Genomic DNA, 17,852 nt, shown 5'->3' on the forward strand with positions numbered 1-17,852 from the left:
TACTCGGATGACAGGAGAAGGGGCTACTTGCATGACGGTGTCGGTAAACTTAGAGCTATAATAACTATTTGCCTTTTTTCTGCTTAGGTTATCCAAGAAGTCTACTGTCTGAGAAAAGGTAGATAAAAGATGAAAACAGATAGAAGTATTTTAGTAGCTCAAAAAGAACGTTAAGTCATGCTTTTTATTTATATTGACAGCGTATATGACATCGTTTACGATTAAAGTTAATAACAATAATTTATATTTATCATGTTTGCAGTAATTGAGACTGGTGGAAAGCAATATTTAGTAAAAGAAGGTAGTATAATAAAGGTAGAGAAGTTAGAAGCTGAAGAAAAAAAAGAGGTGGAAATCAATAAGGTGATTTGTATTTCAAATAATGGCTTATCTTATTCATCTAATGCTACTGTTAAAGCTGAAGTGTTGGAGCAGTGCAGGGGGGAAAAAATTATAATCTTTAAGAAGAAAAGAAGAAAAAATTACCGTAGGAAAACTGGTCATAGGCAGTATATAACTGTTCTTCGTATAAATGAAATTAGTCTTCAAAAGTAAGAGGTAAGATATGGCAACTAAAAAATCAGGTGGTAGTTCCTGTAATGGTAGAGATTCAGCGGGTCGTAGGTTAGGAATAAAGAAGAATGGGAAGGTTATTCCTGGTAACATAATTGTGCGCCAAAGAGGCACAAAATTCCATCCTGGGAAGAATGTTGGTATAGGTAAAGATCATACGATTTTTGCTAAAATAGAAGGCTGGGTCAGCTTTAGAAGATCAGCAAATAAAAAGACTTTTATTGATATCGTGCCTACAGATAATATGAAAGCTTCAGCTTGAATAAATCATGGGTCTGTAGCTCAGGTGGTTAGAGCGCACGCCTGATAAGCGTGAGGTCGGAGGTTCAACTCTTCCCAGACCCACCATTTAGTAGTTACTAACTGTGTTTTCTATAGCGGTTTTGATATTGTATAAGCAAAAACATGAGTTTATATAAAAATTTAGTAACCAGTGAATCAGTGGCGGCTGGTCATCCAGATAAAGTAGCAGATCAAATTTCAGATGCAATACTTGATGAGTACCTTTTTACTGATCCTTTTGCGCGAGCTGCAATAGAGACTTTAGTCACCAAAGATAACGTTATTATAGCTGGGGAAGTGTTTGGGCCTAACATCAAAAATAGCAGGATTGAAAGTATTGTACGGAATACAATAAAAGATATTGGTTACAAGCACGATGGGTTCCACTGGAGAAAAGTGAAAGTAAATATATTGCTGCATGAGCAATCAAATGACATTGCAATAGGGTTGGATCAAGGTGCTGGAGATCAGGGCATAATGTATGGCTATGCAACAACAGAGACAGAAAACCTTATGCCGGCACCCATTTTTTATGCACACTCGATTCTGAAAAATATCATGAGCGCAGTTAAAGAAGCAAAACTTGGTCCAGATGCAAAGTCACAAATCACTTTGGCATATGAGAATAACCTCCCGGTACGTGCTGAAAGTATTATTGTCTCAATACAGCACCCTGAGGATTTGGATCAATCAAAAGTAAAAGAAATAATTTACCCTTACATAGTTTCATCTTTACCTGAAGGATGGATGTGTTCTGAGGAAAATCTCTTAGTCAATCCAACTGGTAGATTTGTTATTGGTGGACCGGTTAGTGATTGTGGATTAACCGGACGAAAAATTATGGTTGATACTTATGGAGGTTATATTCCACACGGTGGAGGAGCGTTTTCCGAAAAAGATGCAACCAAAGTTGATAGATCTGCGGCTTATATGGCAAGATATCTTGCTAAAAATATTGTCTTTGCAGGTTTGGCTGAACGTTGTCTTGTGCAACTTTCTTATGCAATTGGTGTATCAAAACCTACTTCATTCTATATTGATACATTTGGTGCGAATAAGGTAGAGGAAAGAGTAATTAAAAAGTTTATCGAGAATAATATAGATTTATCAACAAAAGGCATAATCAAGCATTTATCGCTTAATTGCCCTATATATAAACGTACAGCCTGTTATGGACATTTTGGTAAAGAGTCAGAAAGTGACGGTGGATTTTCTTGGGAAAGCATAAACTTGTCTGCTGATCTTCGTAGAGAATTCAATATAGAAGGTAATAGTAAAATTTCTTTAGATTGCTAAAATTTTTGATTTACAGCCCCATATTTATATACTAGCTTATTGTTAAAGCATAGCACGCTTTTTCATAATAATTATACCGCATTAGTAATAATTTTTATATTCAATTTTTATTGTGAGGCTTATAAAGTGTATAACGAAATAGAAGGAGAACTGTACAACGTAATTGTAAGATGTATGGTCCCAGAGTGTGATGGTGTGGATTTAGTATAAATAATTCTGGAGACTGTGTCCACTGATAACATATAAATTCATAAGGAGTAAGACCCTTAAGAGTTTTGAGTCTCTTTGCATAATTATAAGCCATAACAAAGTTATAAAGGTGTTCTTTAAGTTGCTGGTGCGATTGATAGTAATACTTCTTAACTGTAGCATCCTTTAAAGTTTTATTCATACGCTCGACTTGCCCATTCGTCCAAGGATGGCTAACTTTTGTCAAACGATGTTCAATAACATTCTCTTCGCAAACTCTATCAAATATATGTTGGAAAGCATACTTATGACGCTTCTGGTTTGTAAATTGTATACCGTTATCTGTCAAAATAGTATGGATTTTATACGGTAAAATTCTAATCAAATTACGTAAGAACTCAGCAGCTATGGGTTTTGTAGCACTGTTACACAACTCAACATAGGTAAATTTGGATGTCCTATCAATAGCAACAAACAAATGTAATTTGCCCTCCTCAGTTCTAACTTCAGCAATATCAATATGAAAGTAACCGATAGGATATTGTTTGAATTTCTTTTTTGACTTAACTTCTCCATCAACAGTTGGTAATCTGCTAATGTTGTGTCTTTGTAAACAACGATGCAAGCTAGAGCGAGTCAAATGCGGAATTGTAGACTGCAGAGCGTAAAGGCAATCATCTAGTGGCAGTAGTGTATACTTGCGAAATGTAACTATTATAGCTTCCTCTTCTAGCGTTAAAACAGTTGATCTTGGATGCTTTGGACCCATATCAGCATCTTTCGTAAATGAACGTTTTCTCCACTTAATAATAGTTTTTGGATTAAGGTTATAATGCTTGGAGAGTTTTGCTATGCTCTCTTTTCTATTTTGTATTGCTCTACGAATCGTCTGTGTTGTTTTGGCGCACCCATGTAATATCTGTCCCATAATGACTCCTTAAATGATGATGATAGTATACCATCACTCTCTGGGACCATACATCTAACTGCTATAAAGTACAGGAATTATGTAGGATTTTCTGCTAGTGGCTACTATAAGTGGACCACAAGAAAAATAAGCAGTAGAGAATCAGCAAATAAAGAGCTACTCGAAGCTATTCAAAAAATATATCAAGTTTCTAAATGTAGATATGGAGCTCCTAAAATTCATGCTGAATTGAAGGCTTTGGGTAAAAGTTGCAATTTGAAAACGGTGCAAAGTATTATGCAGAAAAATGACATCAGGGCTATACTGAGAAGAAAGTTTAAAATTAAAAAACAACAAACAGATAATAGAGCTGTAGCTCCCAATATACTAGATCAAAACTTTATTGTTGATCAACCAAATAAAGTATGGGATTACTTACATCAAAACCAAGGAGGGATGGCTATATTTGGCAGCAATAATTCTCACGTATGGTAGTTAATGAGTAGTGCAATAAATAAACAATTAGTTATGAACTCTTTATTAATGGCCATTAATAGGCGTAAACCTGTTAAAAATCTACTGCTGCACAGTGACCAAGGTTCACAATATACTGCGCAAGGGTATCAATATCTCTTAGCTGTAAAGAATATAGATGAGTAATAAAGGCTGTTGTTACGACAATTCTGTTGCAGAAAGCTTCTTTAGCTCATTGAAAAGAGAAATACTTATTGATACTTCACAACACTCTGCTCAACAAACTAGAACTGCAATATTTGAATACATAGAAATTTTTTATAACAAACAACGTCACTATTAACTATTCCATTCCAGAACAATTTGATGCATCATTCTTTTTGTAAAAAACATTCCACACTTTCTCTCCACTTTTTCTGGGTAAGGTCAGTTAAATCCAGCTTAGGGTCGAGAAACTTAGATAAAGCCATAGTAAAAATACTGAGAAAAGATTAATAATTATACACTATTCTATACAAATATTCAATCTTTTTTGATATTCGTTCAAGTGTGGCAGAAGAACTTATTCAAATAAAGTAGGTAGTAAAATATAAACATTTTATAAAGTGAAAAATGGACTTTTCAGGCCACTGCTGACTCAATACCCAGTCAATATCCTTTCCACCAGTTCTTTTACTGCCGGTACGTAGCCATTCTCATAAAATGGATCTTGCTTAAATTTGTACACATTGTGCCCGGAAAACATGAGTTCGTTCTCAATATCACCATCGTGTATAACGTTTTGCAGTGTTTTTTGTATGCAAAAACTACGCGGATCTGGCTTTCGTCCTGTTGAATGGTCACCATGATCTTTCCAATTGCTAAACAAACAATGACTTAAGCATCCCATACAATTGATTTGATCTTGTCTTATCTCTGCAAACCTGCCTGGCGTCACAAAAATAACAGTTGTATCTGGAGTTTTCATTGCTTCTGTATACCCTGCTTTAGTCCATGTATTTGCCAGTTCTTTGTCTTTTGCAGTAAGGTAGATCTTTCTACCTCTGCTACCCATTGCAAATTCATTATTAAATTCTTCGCTAGCATTTTCTGAAAACTTTATTTGACGTGAATTCCGTTCCTGCAACTCACGTATGAAGTTATTTTTTACTGCAGATGAGTAAAACCCTGTTGGACTGAATTTATTTAAAAATACATCACCTTCTTCTAAAGTGAGTAGCTTCTTTTTCCACTCTGCAGAAATTGGGCTTTCTTTCGTCAAAAGTGGACGAGTGCCAAACTGAAAAGCTATTGGTCCAATTTGCAGATTGTCAAACCAATGTTCCCAATCTTTCAAATGCCACACTCCTCCTGCCATAACAATTGGTGTTTCTGAAAGACCGATCTCGTTCATGAAAGATCTAAGCTCTGCAACTCTTTCAAATGGAGCCTGTGGTAGCTCTGGGTCTTCACTGTTACTCAGTCCATTGTGCCCTCCAGCAAGCCATGGATCTTCATACACTACTCCACCAAGCAAATAGGAAGATATTCTTTGGTAAGCACGCTTCCATAATGCTTTAAAAGCACGCACCGATGAGATAATAGGGTAATAATAAACCTGATATTTAGCTGCAATTTCTCCAAGCCTATAAGGCATACCAGCACCGCAGGTAATACCATGAATCAAACCTTTCGCTCCTTCTAATATGCCATGAAGCACGCGTTCTGCTGCTCCCATCTCCCAAAGTACATTCATGTGTATTCTTCCATGACCTTTTGATATTTCATTTGCTATTCTTGCCTGACTAATTCCAGCTTCAATACTATACTCAATCAATTCACTATGCTTTTCATTTCTTGTTTTGCCTTTATAAATTAGTGGCACTAACTCGCCATTATCATCAATAAGCTTAGCATTTGCACCAGAAAATGTACCCACAGCATCTGCTGCAGCAAATGCTAAGCTTGATCTTCCATCACTAACTGCAATGCCTTTGCCGCCCTCGATGATTGGCCACACTTCCTTTCCTGAAATTACTATCTTTTTTATCTTATTTTTCAAAACTTCCTCGCAATCTTTCACTCTATTTTACTTGATTACTAAAAAAATGATAGCTGTTTATTTTTTCTTGTATCATTAAAGCTTCTGTAGCTACTCATGCTGTTGTAGTTTGAGAGGTTGTCCGGAAACAAGTAAATTCAAGCATATTCCCTCTTTAACATAACCCTACTCATAGCTAGGTATATGAAATTCTCAGTGGATGTTGTGAGTAAATCATACTCCTTCGATAGCCTTCTATTCCTATTAACCCAAGCAAAAGTCCTTTCTACAACCCATCTTCTTGGCTGTACTTTAAACCCTTGTTCTCTTGTTGGTAGTAGCTCAGGTGGCGTATCTTTGTGCACCCAAAATCTACATGGAGGCCTTGTAACAATTTCAATATCTATGTCATATTCTTCCTTTATGTGATTCTTTAAATTTCTTCCTTGGTATCCCATGTCAGCCCACATTTTTTTAACTTTAGTATATTTTGTTCTCATATTGTTTAATGCTATTTTAATACCATCTCTATCATTTTCGTTAGCAGCGCCTACGTAACAACCTAGTATAAAACCCTGAGTGTCTGTAATTATATGCCTTTTTCTACCCTTTACTTTTTTACTTCCATCATAGCCTTTGATCCCCCCTTTTCTGTAGTCTTTACAGATTGACTATCTACTATACAGGCACTCGGCTGCTCATTCCTTCCTATTTTTCTTCTACTATATTTTGTAATTTCATAATTCATTTTCTCAAAAATTCCCTGCTTCTTCCATTGCCTGAACTGCTCATACACAGTCTTCCATAGCGGAAAATCATTTGGTAAATACCGCCATTGACACCCTGTACGCAATACATAGAAAATTGCTTCTAATATTTCTCTTTTGCTATACTTTGGCGGCCTTCCTCCTTTCTTGTATGATACTCTGAAGTGTTTTTCTATTCTTGCCCATTCCCTTTCGCTTAGATCTGTTGGATACTTTTTTCTCATCTTTACCCCGTACTAAAATTTCAGATATTATAGCCTTTTACTTGTTTCCGGACAACCTCTGAGAGCAGTTCCCATCGGAAGGGTGTCATTCCAGTGCTTGACACTGGAATGGCTTTGTTGCATCGCTAGCTATGATGGATTAAAGATAAAAAAGATAGGGAATATCAGTAGCTTATTATTCTGGTATTTATAACAAGAACGGTCAGTGAATACCTAAATTTGAGTAAAAGAAATTTCACTACCACTCACTAATCTGGCTAAAATTCAAGAATTTCAATGCTTTAGCTATTTTCAATAGAATTAAATTTATTAATATAAATAACAAATTACTATTCTTAAATTTGATCAGATTGATTGCAAAAAAACAAGATTTTCAATAGGTTGCTTATAATCCTAACTATAGTTAGCCTTTCATAAGTAGCGATGCAACAAAGCCCACTGGAATCCAGTTTTTGATCAAAAATGTTGCTATAGTGCACAATCAATTTTCCTGGATCCCAGTGTCTGGGCACTGGGATGACACCATAGGGGGCTACTTGGATGACAGGGGAGGGAGGCTGCTGGGATCCTGACAACCGTCATCCCGCTGCTTGTTAGCGGGATCTAGAGATACCGCGGCGGTATGACGTAGAGCTACGTGTTTAGGTTTAATGAATCCACTATATCTTTTACTTGAGAAAAAACATACTCTTTGCTTACACTGGTATCGATAATAAAGTCACTCATCTTCCTTTTCTCCTCAATAGATAACTGAACATCGGAGATTAGATTAAGCTTTTCTTTATCTATGTTGCGTTCGTTAAGTCTTTGAGCTTGCACAACGCTATCTGCATGAACAAAAACAATAAGGTCGCAATATAAATAAAATTTTGTTTCTAATAGAAGTGGCACATCTAAAACTAAAAGTTTTCTATCGATCTTTTTTTCCTTGGCAATAAAAAATTCTAATTCACGCAGCACAGCAGAGTGAACCAAAGATTGAAATTGTTTCCAATTTTCATCGTAGGCTAAGAAATATTTAGACAGTACTGTTCTATCTATTTCACCATTTACTACCACTCCAGGAAAATTTTTCTCTGCATAACTTATTATGCTTTTATCCACTTTATAAAGTTGGTGTACAACAGAATCAGCATCAAATACAACAGCACCAAACTCTTGAAAGCAATTAGCTACAAAGCTCTTTCCTACCCCAATTCCGCCTGTTAGACTTATAATCATATAACAAAATACATTCGACTTCTTTTGAAACTATAGCTAAGGTTTCTCTATATATATTAACTAGATTTTCTAGATCCCAGTGTCAAGCACATAACTATACGAACATTGCAATTTGTAGGTGGTGTCATCCCAGTCTGGGATCTAGCTTTTTGGTAATTTTATCGAAAATGTTTGCTCGTTTACAATCAATTTTCCTGGATCGAAGTAGTCAAGGCACTGGGATGACACCCTACTTAACCGTCATACCGCCGCGGTATCTCTTAGCCGCTAACACGTAGCGGGATGACGATTGTCGATAAATCTAAGTTACTTTAGCAACAGTTATTCTCCACTAAATTACTCTGAATTTTGGTTATATTATTTGCGGATTTCACTGCTGAAATCTCAAATTTTGAGCTTGTGTTCAAAAATGATTCAACTGACCTGCCAAAAAAATCATATCTCCATCCCTTGAATAATTTATCTGTCTGTCCAGATATTGACCCGGTTAACTCATCTTTTGAAGAAACTAATTTCCTTGATATGTTACTTTCTTTACATTTACTATCTAAAATAATTGAGAGTATATCAAGTACAGATTTATCATAATTACTCGATAAGGTGTTGTTTTGCTGCATCCAATTTCTCTCATTTTTATTAAAAATATTCACAAACTCTAGTAAATCCGCATCTTTTATATTTTTTGTATTCCTCTTGAGATCATCTAAAATCTCATCAACATGCTCTACATTTTTTTCAATAAAATCAGCTATTACAGCATTATTGATTATTTTATTACGGTTCATATTATAGCGCTGTGCTAAGGTTTCTTGCCACTCACTAACTGCTTTAACAGTTAGTATCAATCTTGGATTTACTTCATAATTAAATTTAATCCTCTTCCATGCATCTTTTGGGCTATGTAAATACTTATTTATATCAACTATTGATTCCATCTCTTCTTGAAACCAACCCATCCTATTATTTTCTTCAAGTTTATTGCACAATATTTGGTATAGGTCATATAGGTGTACCACGTCGTTTACTGCATAATCTAACTGATCTTCGGACAACGGACGCCTTAACCAATCTGAATTTTTAGCTTTAATTTTATCCAGTGCTATTCCTTGATATTGCTCCACTACTTTTGAGTAACCAATAAAGTCATGATAATAATGACAAAACATAGCAGCAACTTGGGTATCAAAAATGGGAGTGGGAATACATTTAAACACAGTGAGTAAGGATTCTATATCCTGCCGGCAGCTATGAAACACTTTGGTTATCCCCTGATTTAGCATTATTTTCTTAATGAATGATAAATCAATTTCTGGCACTAATGCGTCTACAATAAAACTCTTCTCTCCGTAAGAAATTTGAATTAACGATAATTTTGGGTAGTAGATTAAATTATTTCTAATGAACTCCGTGTCAACTGCTATAAATTTTGGCTTTTTTGCTATCAACCCCTCACATATGTCCTCCAGCTCCGACGTTGTATTAATTAACATATGTTTTTTATTCAGTGGTTCTACTTTACCACTTATATTAAATTTTTGCAATTAATGACTTCTTGCAGAACTTTCTATCACTCATTGGCATCACACAAATAGCCTTTTCCATCCCAATCCCAGTGCTTCCTTCTCCTGTCATCCAAGTAGCTGACACTGGGATCTAGAAGACTTAATTTCAACCAAGTGGCTGCATAATAAAGGCTGGATTCCAGTGGGCTTTGTTGCATCGCTACTTATGAAAGGCTAACTATAGTTAGGATTATAAGCAACCTATTGAAAATCTTGTTTTTTTGCAATCAATCTGATCAAATTTAAGAATAGTAATTTGTTATTTATATTAATAAATTTAATTCTATTGAAAATAGCTAAAGCATTGAAATTCTTGAATTTTAGCCGGATTAGTGAGTGGTAGTGAAATTTCTTTTACTCAAATTTAGGTATTCACTGACCGTTCTTGTTATAAATACCAGAATAATAAGCTACTGATATTCTCCACCTTTTTTATCTTTAATCCATCATAGCTAGCGATGCAACAAAGCCATTCCAGTGCCAAGCACTGGAATGACAGCACTCTACGTCATACCGCCGCGAACTGTCATAACGCCGCGGTATCTCTAGATCCCGCTGCGGGATGACGATTGTCGTTTAGCTATAAATATTAAGAAATTTACCGAATAAAAAAAAAGGCAAAAGAAGCCCTGGGGTTATTATCCGCTTTAAAATATTGGCGTTTTTTATGTTTTAAACGCTTGACAAGCAAGATTAAGCTGCTTTTAATTGCAACTAACTTACGCTGCAAATGTTTAAGAAATTTACTAAGCAGAAAAAAAGACAAAGAATCCCCGAGTTAGCTAGTCTTTTACTATCTCTGTCGAGTATTGGCATTTTTTGATGTCTTGTAACGCTTTATAAGCGCGTTCAGCTTATTTAGATAAAAATCTAGATGTAGATGAAGTTTTGTAAAGACATACAGTATCTATATACTGCAAAAAATTGAACATAAGACGCCGATACATTAAGTAATCCTTACCTTTTAATCTGCAGATTGGCGAAAGCAAATACAATAGCTTCACTATCATGATAAGGGCGCTGGCGAAGGGTGTCAAGTAAGTTTTTCGTTTCTATAGCTACTACCACGATTGTATAGGTAATTCTTCACTTATAATAATGATTCAAGCCTTCAGCTCCTCAAACACTTCACTTGCTCTATTTAAAACAGAATCAGGAAAACCAGCAAGTTTTGCTACATGTATTCCATATGACTCATCTGCAATGCCTTCAATGACTTCATGTAGAAAAATAACCTCTCCGTTCCACTCTCTTATTTTTACACAAAAACATTTCACGTTCTTCAAGTATTTGCTTACTTTAGTTAATTCATGATAATGAGTTGCAAAAATGGCGCGGCACTTATTTACATTGTGAATATGTTCAATCACCGCCTGTGCAATAGATAATCCATCATACACCCCTGTGCCCCTACCAATTTCATCAAGTATCACCAAGGAACGGTCCGTTGCCTGATTTACTATCGTTGCTGTTTCGATCATCTCTACCATGAAGGTAGAATAACCAGCTGTTATATTATCCGTTGCGCCAACCCTGCTGAATATCTTGTCAATCACTCCAATATGTGCACTCTCTGCTGGCACAAATGACCCCATGTGAGCTAAAATTGCAATGAGAGCGTTTTGCCTCAAGAAAGTGCTTTTTCCAGCCATATTAGGACCAGTAATTAGATGTATACCAGCTAAATTGATGCTATTTGCAATGAATTTATCGTTAACTTCAACCACTAGATGTCTTCCGCTACAGATATTGAACTCTTTGCTGTCATCAATAATGGGTTTTACGTAATTATTTTGCACTGCAAGCTCTGCAAATGCGGTTCTAATATCAAGTTTTGCCAAAGCATTTGCAGCAAGAGCAATTTTTTCAGACTCTTTAGCAACTTCACTACACAGTTCACTAAAAATTTTCATTTCTAAGCCGATTGCAGCATCACGTGCCGTAAGAATTTTATTTTCTAGTTCTTTCAATTCATTAGTAGTGTAGCGCATGCTATTTGCTAAGCTTTGCCTATGAATAAATATATCCGAAGTTATTTTGTGATTTGCCGACACTTCAACGTAATAACCAAGTATGTTGTTGTGTAATATTTTGAGTGCGGCAATGCCAGTTAGGTCGCGATAAGATTCACGGAGTTTGGTTATTAGTTTATTACTATTATTTAATATGTAGGATAACTCATATAATTCTGAGTTGTATTTTGAGTGAATAAATCCTCCTTCTTTCACGGAACTGAGGTTATTATCGAGTATAGCACTATTTAACAGTTCAAATAGGTCTTTATGATTGCCAAGGCTTTTATGTATTGTGCTTAGTTCACTCTCGTCTGATTTTACTGTTATTCCAGCGCGTGACGCTGGCTGGATCTCAGTTTGGATGACATATTGTTGTGGGAGAGATCCATTTTCACCTGATTCAATTTTACATAAGAACTCAGACAACTCTAAAGTTTTTCCTAGGCCTATTTTTAATAGGTTCATATCCTTTGGTGAACCACGCCCTAGTATTAAGCGCGATAAAGACCTTTCAATATCCGGAATGTTAGATAATATCTCTCGTATTTTTTTGCGTGAATCATGATTATTTACAAAAAATTGAGCGGTACTGAGCCTTAGGTTAATCGCCTTAGAACAAGCAAGGGGTGAAGCGAGCATTTGTTTGAGCAGGCGTCCACCAGAAGCTGTAACTGTATGATCAATAACTGAAATTAGTGAACCTTTCTTTTCACCAAATTGAGTTGAAAACAACTCAAGATTTCTCCTTGCTGAAGCATCAATAAGCATGAAATTTTGTTGCTTATAGGTTTTTGGGAATTCAAGCCTTGGAATGGAGCCCCTTTGCGTTACTCTGACATATTCAAGCAGTGCACCACACGCCATGATTTCTACTTTGCTGAAATTTCCTATACTCCCAAGTTCCCTGATTTTATAAAACTCGCATAACGTTCTGTGAGATTTACTATACTCAAAAAAGCTCTGTGCGTGTTGCGTAATTGATATTTTATAATTTTTTAAAACCGATCTAATTTTTTCATCCTCAGTGAATTTTTCAGAAATTAATAATTCTCTTGGTGATATACGCAATAAATCACTATCTAGAGCTTTCAAACTCGTTAAAGTGTGAAAAAATTTTCCCGTCGATAATTCAAGCCAACTAATAGCATATTCGTCATTTTGTTCAACTATGGACGCGAGATAATTATTGCTTTTATCCTCCAGTAGTGAATCTTCTATAATTGTACCTGGAGTTACAACTCGCACTACATCACGTTTTACTATGGATTTATAGCCCCTCTTTTTTGCTTCATCAGCAGTTTCTAATTGGTCACAGATTGCTACTTTGAATCCTAAATCTATTAGCTTGTGTAGGTAAGATTCACTACTGTGTGCTGGCACTCCACACATTGGTATTTCTTGCCCACACGAATTACCTCTCTTAGTGAGCACTATATTCAGCAATTTCGCAGCTTTAATAGCATCATCGAAAAACAACTCATAAAAATCTCCTAGCCTATAAAATAGCAGATGATCCTTGTATTGAGCTTTCAGGTTCAAATACTGCTCCATCACAGGGGTGTTTTTTTCTTTTACGAAGCTCATAATATTTTTTAATATATTGTATTGATAAACGTTATTATAGATTATATTGTACATGTGGATAATATAAAATTTAAATAGGTGTATAGAGGGAAAAATTTAAAACAATTAAATTTCTTGGATCCAAGTAGTCAGGACACTTGGATGACATAAAGAGTAGGAGTATTTGATGACAAAAAAACAAAAAACGCAGTTGTCATTCCAGCACGTGACGCTGGAATCCAGAATATCCTAATTACAAGGTTTATTATTTAGTTTGAAAAATACTATAGCTTTTTCTATATAAGTTGTTGCCCTTCTTTATCATTTTTACCATTTGCAGCACCAACAGATATTTCAGAGCTAACAGAGCTAACAGTGCTAATAGTTTTTTCTATCGCTTTAGCCTGTTCATAGTCTTGACTCAAAAAATACATGGCCAGTCCAACAGCTATACTAGCAACAAGAACAGATGCTATCATTACACCTAGTATCATACCACCAGAAAGACTTACTGCAACATACACACCAGCTCCAAGTACAACACCAAGAAAACCACCAATTATTACGCCAGGCACTAAACTGCCTATCATAGCGCTTTCTTTTTTCGTATGAGCTTGTTTTTTCATACTTTTAATAAGCACTTCTTTTGTTTTTCCTTGAGCTAAATCTGAAGGAATTTTATTATCCGCGTTTTGTATCAAAGGATTTGCACTATATGTAACAAGAAGGGTGGTTATTTCTTCAGTTTTATTACCTATAACTGCATGATGTAGTAATGTATTTCCCTCTTCATCTTTAAAGTTTATATGAGTACTAAATTCTTCATCTAGATTTCTTATTGGGTTGTTTTTTGCATATATCCCAGATTGTATTGCTCTATCTAAGCATTGTATCACTTGTTCTAGTGATTGCTCGCCAGGATTTTGTATAAAATGAAGCAGAATTTCGTGTACTATCGCTTCCTTTGTAGTTTTTGGGCATCGTAAAGCGTAATTAAATGTCTGTGTAGTAATAACTTCTTCTTTTCTTTTTTTAAGAACAACCCTTAAATCTTCAATCGCCTTTTCACCATCTTTTATTCCAAGAATTATTGAATCCAAATTATTTATCATGCTATCCTCCTTGGTTTGATTGCATTACTCATTAATAAATAATATAATAAATCCTGCTAAAAGTCAAGCAATTAATTAATAAGTTAATATAATCCTCCAAAAGGAGCTCCTTACTTTTTGTTCAGCATGTCCATTGGATCAGACTCTTTAAGCTTGCTGTTTGCTGAATTTATTCATCACAATAGCTACAATGTGCTATCGAAGTTCTCTGTAATCTTAGTTGGTTCTTCTAGAATATTCAAAATATCAGTTGCACAATAAACCCGATCTCTCTTTCCTTGAGAAGTTTGTGAAACGATGCCTAAATCTTCAAGCTTTACGATTGCTCTTTGGGCTGTTGTAAATACGACACCTAAGTTTTCAACCACTTTCCTTATAGTAAAGTAAGGGTTTAAAGACTATTAACTAAATCATTGTCCCATTCAAATTTTGGTGGCAAGGGGCTTGGTATAAATGCCTGATAACCAGCGAATACTTTGCCTGATGGTGATCCTTTAATATACATTCATTCAACCGAGCACACTATTTTTATAGTATATATTATTTTCAAATAAAGTCAAAAATGAAAATAAGGCTTTATCTTATTTGCGTGCATGAAAATAAGAAACTCTCTTATTATTGATTTTGCTCAAAAACGAAAATAGAAGAAGCTGCTGAACTTTATATATCCTGTTTTTCTGGAGAACTGCTATAAAACTTCTGAGTGAAGTCACTTAATTTTTACACATCTATTGTAGAGTAAGAAGAACCGAATTTGAAACAAAAATGCTAACTGATGCTTGGACTTTACTGACACTTACACTACTTGAAACTATACTTAGTGTAGACAATTTAATCTTTATTTCTCTAGCAATAGATAAGGTACCAAATGCGCTGAGAGAAAGAGTGCGCCTTATGGGCCTTGGATTAGCACTATTAATGCGTTTTGTAATACTATTTTTTACATCATCTATATTATCAATGCAAAAACCTATATTTCACACTGCATCAGCAAGGGATTTACTTATGATCGCAGGGGGATTATTCCTTATTGTTAAGAGCTCTATGGAGTTACGGGATGACATCTTTGTATGTAAGAAAAATAAAAAGAAAGCAAACGTTAAATCAAAATTTTTTTTAGTTGTGCTACAAATTATATTAATAGATTTAGTTTTTTCGGTTGATTCGATATTAACTGCTATAGCACTAACTTATAACATGGTAATAATTGCTACAGCATTTACATTTTCCATGCTAGCAATGCTGTTTTTATCAAGTTATACCGCCCAGTTAATCAAATCTAACCCAGGGTTAAAAATAATCGCCATTTTATTTATTTTATTTGTCGGTGTGTACCTCATACTTCATGGATTTCATATAGAATTACCAAAAGGATATTTGTATTCTTCATTTATGTTTGCACTGCTTGTGGAAATTATAAGCAAAATAAAGAAAATTAACCGTCATACCGCGATTCATTCGCGGTATCTCAGCCGCTAACAAGCAGCGGGATCTTTTTGATTTACTCCCACTCAATAGTTGCGGGTGGTTTAGAAGTGATATCATAAACAACTCTATTTACTCCGGGAACATTATTAACAATTATACTGCCGACATTGCGTAAAAAATCCCAAAATACTAGCAAGTGTTGATCCTTATCTTCAAATGGAAATGCATCGGCTGTCATACCATCAGATGATGTTACAGCCCTTAAAGCACAAACATATCCATACGTACGACCATCTCCCATAACGCCTACAGTTTTTATTGGTAATAATACAGCAAAAGCTTGCCATATCTTATCATATAGATCGTAATTTTTCATCGTATTAATATATATTTCATCTACTTCTTGCAATATTCGCACCTTTTCTTCATCGACTTCACTTATAATCCTCACTGCAAGTCCAGGTCCAGGAAATGGATGTTGAAATATTATCTCATCTGAAAGCCCAATTTCTTTTCCAAGTAGCCTTACCTCATCTTTAAAGAGGTAGCGTAAAGGCTCCACTAGCTTCAGGTTCATCTTTTCTGGCAACCCACCAACATTATGGTGAGACTTAATTGTACTAGTGTTGTTTGAGGCATGCCCTGACTCAACTACATCAGAGTAGATGGTACCTTGCATCAAAAAATCCACATCACCTATTTTTTTTGCTTCTTCTTCAAACACTTCAATAAAAGTGTTACCGATAATTTTTCGCTTTTCTTCTGGATCAGTTATTCCCTTCAACCTACTCAAAAATAAATTTGATTTATCAACGTAATTTATCGGAATCTCTTTCAACATAGCGATGGTTTGGTTCTTGCGTAACAACCCAGTATCGATAAAAATACAGTTCAATTGTTTTCCTATAGCTTTATGTGTGAGAGCCGCTGCAACGCTTGAATCAACCCCACCACTTACTGCAGCGATTACTTTTTTCTCTCCTACTACATTTTTGATTTTTTCCTTTTGCTCCTCAATAAACGACTTCATTGTCCAGTCTCTTTTGCAATTTGCAATATCCAAGAAGTTAGAGAGCAATTTACTGCCATTTGTTGTGGGCTTAACCTCAGGATGGAACTGAGTACAGTAAATCTTCCGCTGTTCGTTGACAATCATTGCAATTGTTTGATTTATCACACCTGATGCGATAACAGTAAATCCCTGTGGTATAGTATCAACACTGTCCGCATGGTTCATTAATACATCCACTTCAGAATTAACATCCCAGGTATCCTTTACAATGGGGGATTCTTTTAGTATCTTGATTTTAGTTCTACCAAACTCCTGTTTGAAACTCTCTTTTACTTTTGCTCCAAAATAATGACAAATGAGTTGCTGTCCATAGCATATTCCAAGTATAGGAACGCTTGTTGCCTCATTAAGTTTTATAATTTCATGTACTACTCTACTTGTTTCAGAACAATCATCATTTACAGATTGTGGTCCTCCAGAGAGAATAAACCCATTGAATTTTGATATTGTTTCAAAACTGATGTTGCTTGGAAATATCTCACAATAAACACCCATTCCTCTTACTTGTCTTGCGATAAGCTGTGTAAACTGTGAACCAAAATCAATAATGGCAATTGCTGACAATTTGCTCCTCCATATTATTTAAAATGATATCTGATAATAAAGAAAATAATGGAGTAAGTAAACCAAGACCTGTTTAAAAGCTTTAACGCGTGGTACAAGTTAGCTATATAGCTAATTTTCCTACACCATACCGCTGCGGCGCTAACTAGTAGCGGAATGACAGCAATCTACGTCATACCGCCGCAGTATCTCAGCCGCTAACAAGTAGCGGGATTATCTTCATGCTGCCACGAACCGTCATACCACCGCGAACCGTCATACCGCGATTCATTCGCGGTATCTTGGCAATAGATCCCGCTAACAAGTAGCGGGATGACGATTGTCGTTTAGCCATAAATGTTTAAGAAATTTACCAAATGAAAAAAAAGGCAAAAGAAGCCCCGTAGTTGGCTAATTACTTACATTATACTTTCAAGTATGGCGTTTTTTTATTCTAAACGCTTAATAACCGCGACTCAGCTGCTTTTAAATGCAACTAACCTTAGCTATAAATGTTTAAGAAATTTACTAAACAGAAAAAAGGCAAAAGAAACCCTAGGGTAGCTAGTTATTCACTATCCATTTTTTAAGTTGGCGTTTTTTT

Annotated in this window: 17 protein-coding genes and 1 tRNA gene; 9 read left to right on the forward strand and 9 right to left on the reverse strand. The window is 35.4% G+C overall.

From position 1 onward, the window contains the following. Positions 1-252: 252 nt before the first annotated feature. The 4 genes from rplU (at position 253) to metK (ending at position 2,151) form a co-directional block, all read left to right on the forward strand. Positions 253-555: a 50S ribosomal protein L21 gene (gene rplU / locus AACH21_RS02845; protein ID WP_006279565.1), complete on the forward strand. Its 303-nt coding sequence runs from the start codon at positions 253-255 to the stop codon at positions 553-555. 10 nt (positions 556-565) lie between these two features. Next, positions 566-835 (forward strand): 50S ribosomal protein L27, encoded by a 270-nt coding sequence (gene rpmA / locus AACH21_RS02850; protein ID WP_006279564.1) that lies wholly within the window; start codon positions 566-568, stop codon positions 833-835. 9 nt (positions 836-844) lie between these two features. Then, positions 845-921, forward strand: a tRNA-Ile gene (locus AACH21_RS02855). A 57-nt stretch (positions 922-978) separates the two neighbouring features. After that, positions 979-2,151: a methionine adenosyltransferase gene (gene metK, locus AACH21_RS02860; RefSeq protein ID WP_338482736.1), complete on the forward strand. Its 1,173-nt coding sequence runs from the start codon at positions 979-981 to the stop codon at positions 2,149-2,151. A gap of 100 nt (positions 2,152-2,251) precedes the next feature. Here metK and AACH21_RS02865 read toward each other — a convergent pair whose 3' ends face one another. Beyond that, complete coding sequence (locus tag AACH21_RS02865) at positions 2,252-3,268, reverse strand: IS481 family transposase (protein WP_338482737.1); 1,017 nt, start codon at positions 3,266-3,268, stop codon at positions 2,252-2,254. 177 nt (positions 3,269-3,445) lie between these two features. On the opposite strand from AACH21_RS02865, the gene AACH21_RS02870 reads away from it, so the two are divergent. From AACH21_RS02870 to AACH21_RS02880, 3 genes are read left to right on the forward strand one after another with little or no spacing between them, the layout of a single operon-like run. Then, positions 3,446-3,742: an IS3 family transposase gene (locus AACH21_RS02870; protein WP_094189604.1), complete on the forward strand. Its 297-nt coding sequence runs from the start codon at positions 3,446-3,448 to the stop codon at positions 3,740-3,742. Between the two features lie 3 nt (positions 3,743-3,745). Beyond that, positions 3,746-3,907 (forward strand): DDE-type integrase/transposase/recombinase, encoded by a 162-nt coding sequence (locus AACH21_RS02875; RefSeq protein ID WP_010082071.1) that lies wholly within the window; start codon positions 3,746-3,748, stop codon positions 3,905-3,907. After that, positions 3,900-4,064 (forward strand): IS3 family transposase, encoded by a 165-nt coding sequence (locus AACH21_RS02880; RefSeq protein ID WP_010082072.1) that lies wholly within the window; start codon positions 3,900-3,902, stop codon positions 4,062-4,064. The genes AACH21_RS02875 and AACH21_RS02880 overlap by 8 nt, the downstream gene beginning before the upstream one ends. 294 nt (positions 4,065-4,358) lie before the next feature. On the opposite strand, the gene AACH21_RS02885 is transcribed toward AACH21_RS02880, so the two are convergent. The 7 genes from AACH21_RS02885 to AACH21_RS02915 all read right to left on the reverse strand — a co-directional run bounded on the left by AACH21_RS02885 (position 4,359) and on the right by AACH21_RS02915 (position 14,205). Further along, entirely contained in the window at positions 4,359-5,762 is a 1,404-nt protein-coding gene (locus tag AACH21_RS02885; RefSeq protein ID WP_338482738.1) for an NAD(P)H-dependent flavin oxidoreductase, read from the reverse strand. A 137-nt stretch (positions 5,763-5,899) separates the two neighbouring features. Continuing rightward, a protein-coding gene (locus AACH21_RS02890) for an IS5-like element ISWpi1 family transposase (protein ID WP_236514306.1) occupies positions 5,900-6,732 on the reverse strand; the annotation gives its coding sequence in 2 pieces (ribosomal slippage) (positions 5,900-6,363 and positions 6,363-6,732; 834 coding nt in all). Between the two features lie 633 nt (positions 6,733-7,365). Next, positions 7,366-7,953 carry a dephospho-CoA kinase gene (gene coaE, locus AACH21_RS02895; protein WP_006280338.1) on the reverse strand — a complete coding sequence of 196 codons (588 nt, stop codon included), beginning with the start codon at positions 7,951-7,953 and terminating at the stop codon, positions 7,366-7,368. A 311-nt stretch (positions 7,954-8,264) separates the two neighbouring features. Further along, on the reverse strand, positions 8,265-9,443 hold the full coding sequence (locus AACH21_RS02900; RefSeq protein WP_338482803.1) for a ribonuclease D: 1,179 nt from the start codon (positions 9,441-9,443) through the stop codon (positions 8,265-8,267). 77 nt (positions 9,444-9,520) lie between these two features. Beyond that, positions 9,521-9,673, reverse strand: coding sequence for a hypothetical protein (locus AACH21_RS02905; RefSeq protein WP_338482739.1), 153 nt, complete (start codon positions 9,671-9,673; stop codon positions 9,521-9,523). A gap of 945 nt (positions 9,674-10,618) precedes the next feature. Beyond that, a complete protein-coding gene (mutS, locus tag AACH21_RS02910; protein ID WP_338482804.1) occupies positions 10,619-13,114 on the reverse strand; it encodes a DNA mismatch repair protein MutS in 2,496 nt (831 codons plus the stop codon). 275 nt (positions 13,115-13,389) lie between these two features. Further along, positions 13,390-14,205, reverse strand: coding sequence for an ankyrin repeat domain-containing protein (locus AACH21_RS02915; protein WP_338482740.1), 816 nt, complete (start codon positions 14,203-14,205; stop codon positions 13,390-13,392). Positions 14,206-14,331: 126 nt separating this feature from the next. Between AACH21_RS02915 and AACH21_RS02920 the strand changes: the two genes are divergently transcribed. Further along, on the forward strand, positions 14,332-14,466 hold the full coding sequence (locus AACH21_RS02920; protein ID WP_265040776.1) for a hypothetical protein: 135 nt from the start codon (positions 14,332-14,334) through the stop codon (positions 14,464-14,466). Positions 14,467-14,970: 504 nt separating this feature from the next. Next, the gene (locus AACH21_RS02925) at positions 14,971-15,684 is read left to right on the forward strand and encodes a TerC family protein (RefSeq protein ID WP_338482741.1); all 714 of its coding nucleotides are present in this window, start codon (positions 14,971-14,973) and stop codon (positions 15,682-15,684) included. Positions 15,685-15,706: 22 nt separating this feature from the next. On the opposite strand, the gene guaA is transcribed toward AACH21_RS02925, so the two are convergent. Next, entirely contained in the window at positions 15,707-17,269 is a 1,563-nt protein-coding gene (gene guaA / locus AACH21_RS02930; protein WP_264339311.1) for a glutamine-hydrolyzing GMP synthase, read from the reverse strand. Between the last annotated feature and the right edge of the window lie 583 nt (positions 17,270-17,852).

This window comes from Wolbachia endosymbiont (group A) of Ophion costatus (assembly GCF_963969245.1).
Taxonomy (GTDB): Bacteria; Pseudomonadota; Alphaproteobacteria; order Rickettsiales; family Anaplasmataceae; genus Wolbachia; species Wolbachia pipientis.

Bases quoted from the DNA above. Each gene is read 5' to 3' on its own strand.
- rplU (WP_006279565.1), top strand. From the start codon at position 253: ATGTTTGCAGTAATTGAGACTGGTGGAAAGCAATATTTAGTAAAAGAA.
- rpmA (WP_006279564.1), top strand. From the start codon at position 566: ATGGCAACTAAAAAATCAGGTGGTAGTTCCTGTAATGGTAGAGATTCA.
- metK (WP_338482736.1), top strand. From the start codon at position 979: ATGAGTTTATATAAAAATTTAGTAACCAGTGAATCAGTGGCGGCTGGT.
- AACH21_RS02865 (WP_338482737.1), bottom strand. From the start codon at position 3,268: ATGGGACAGATATTACATGGGTGCGCCAAAACAACACAGACGATTCGT.
- AACH21_RS02875 (WP_010082071.1), top strand. From the start codon at position 3,746: ATGAGTAGTGCAATAAATAAACAATTAGTTATGAACTCTTTATTAATG.
- AACH21_RS02880 (WP_010082072.1), top strand. From the start codon at position 3,900: ATGAGTAATAAAGGCTGTTGTTACGACAATTCTGTTGCAGAAAGCTTC.
- coaE (WP_006280338.1), bottom strand. From the start codon at position 7,953: ATGATTATAAGTCTAACAGGCGGAATTGGGGTAGGAAAGAGCTTTGTA.
- AACH21_RS02900 (WP_338482803.1), bottom strand. From the start codon at position 9,443: ATGTTAATTAATACAACGTCGGAGCTGGAGGACATATGTGAGGGGTTG.
- AACH21_RS02905 (WP_338482739.1), bottom strand. From the start codon at position 9,673: ATGCAACAAAGCCCACTGGAATCCAGCCTTTATTATGCAGCCACTTGG.
- mutS (WP_338482804.1), bottom strand. From the start codon at position 13,114: ATGAGCTTCGTAAAAGAAAAAAACACCCCTGTGATGGAGCAGTATTTG.
- AACH21_RS02915 (WP_338482740.1), bottom strand. From the start codon at position 14,205: ATGATAAATAATTTGGATTCAATAATTCTTGGAATAAAAGATGGTGAA.
- AACH21_RS02920 (WP_265040776.1), top strand. From the start codon at position 14,332: ATGTCCATTGGATCAGACTCTTTAAGCTTGCTGTTTGCTGAATTTATT.
- AACH21_RS02925 (WP_338482741.1), top strand. From the start codon at position 14,971: ATGCTAACTGATGCTTGGACTTTACTGACACTTACACTACTTGAAACT.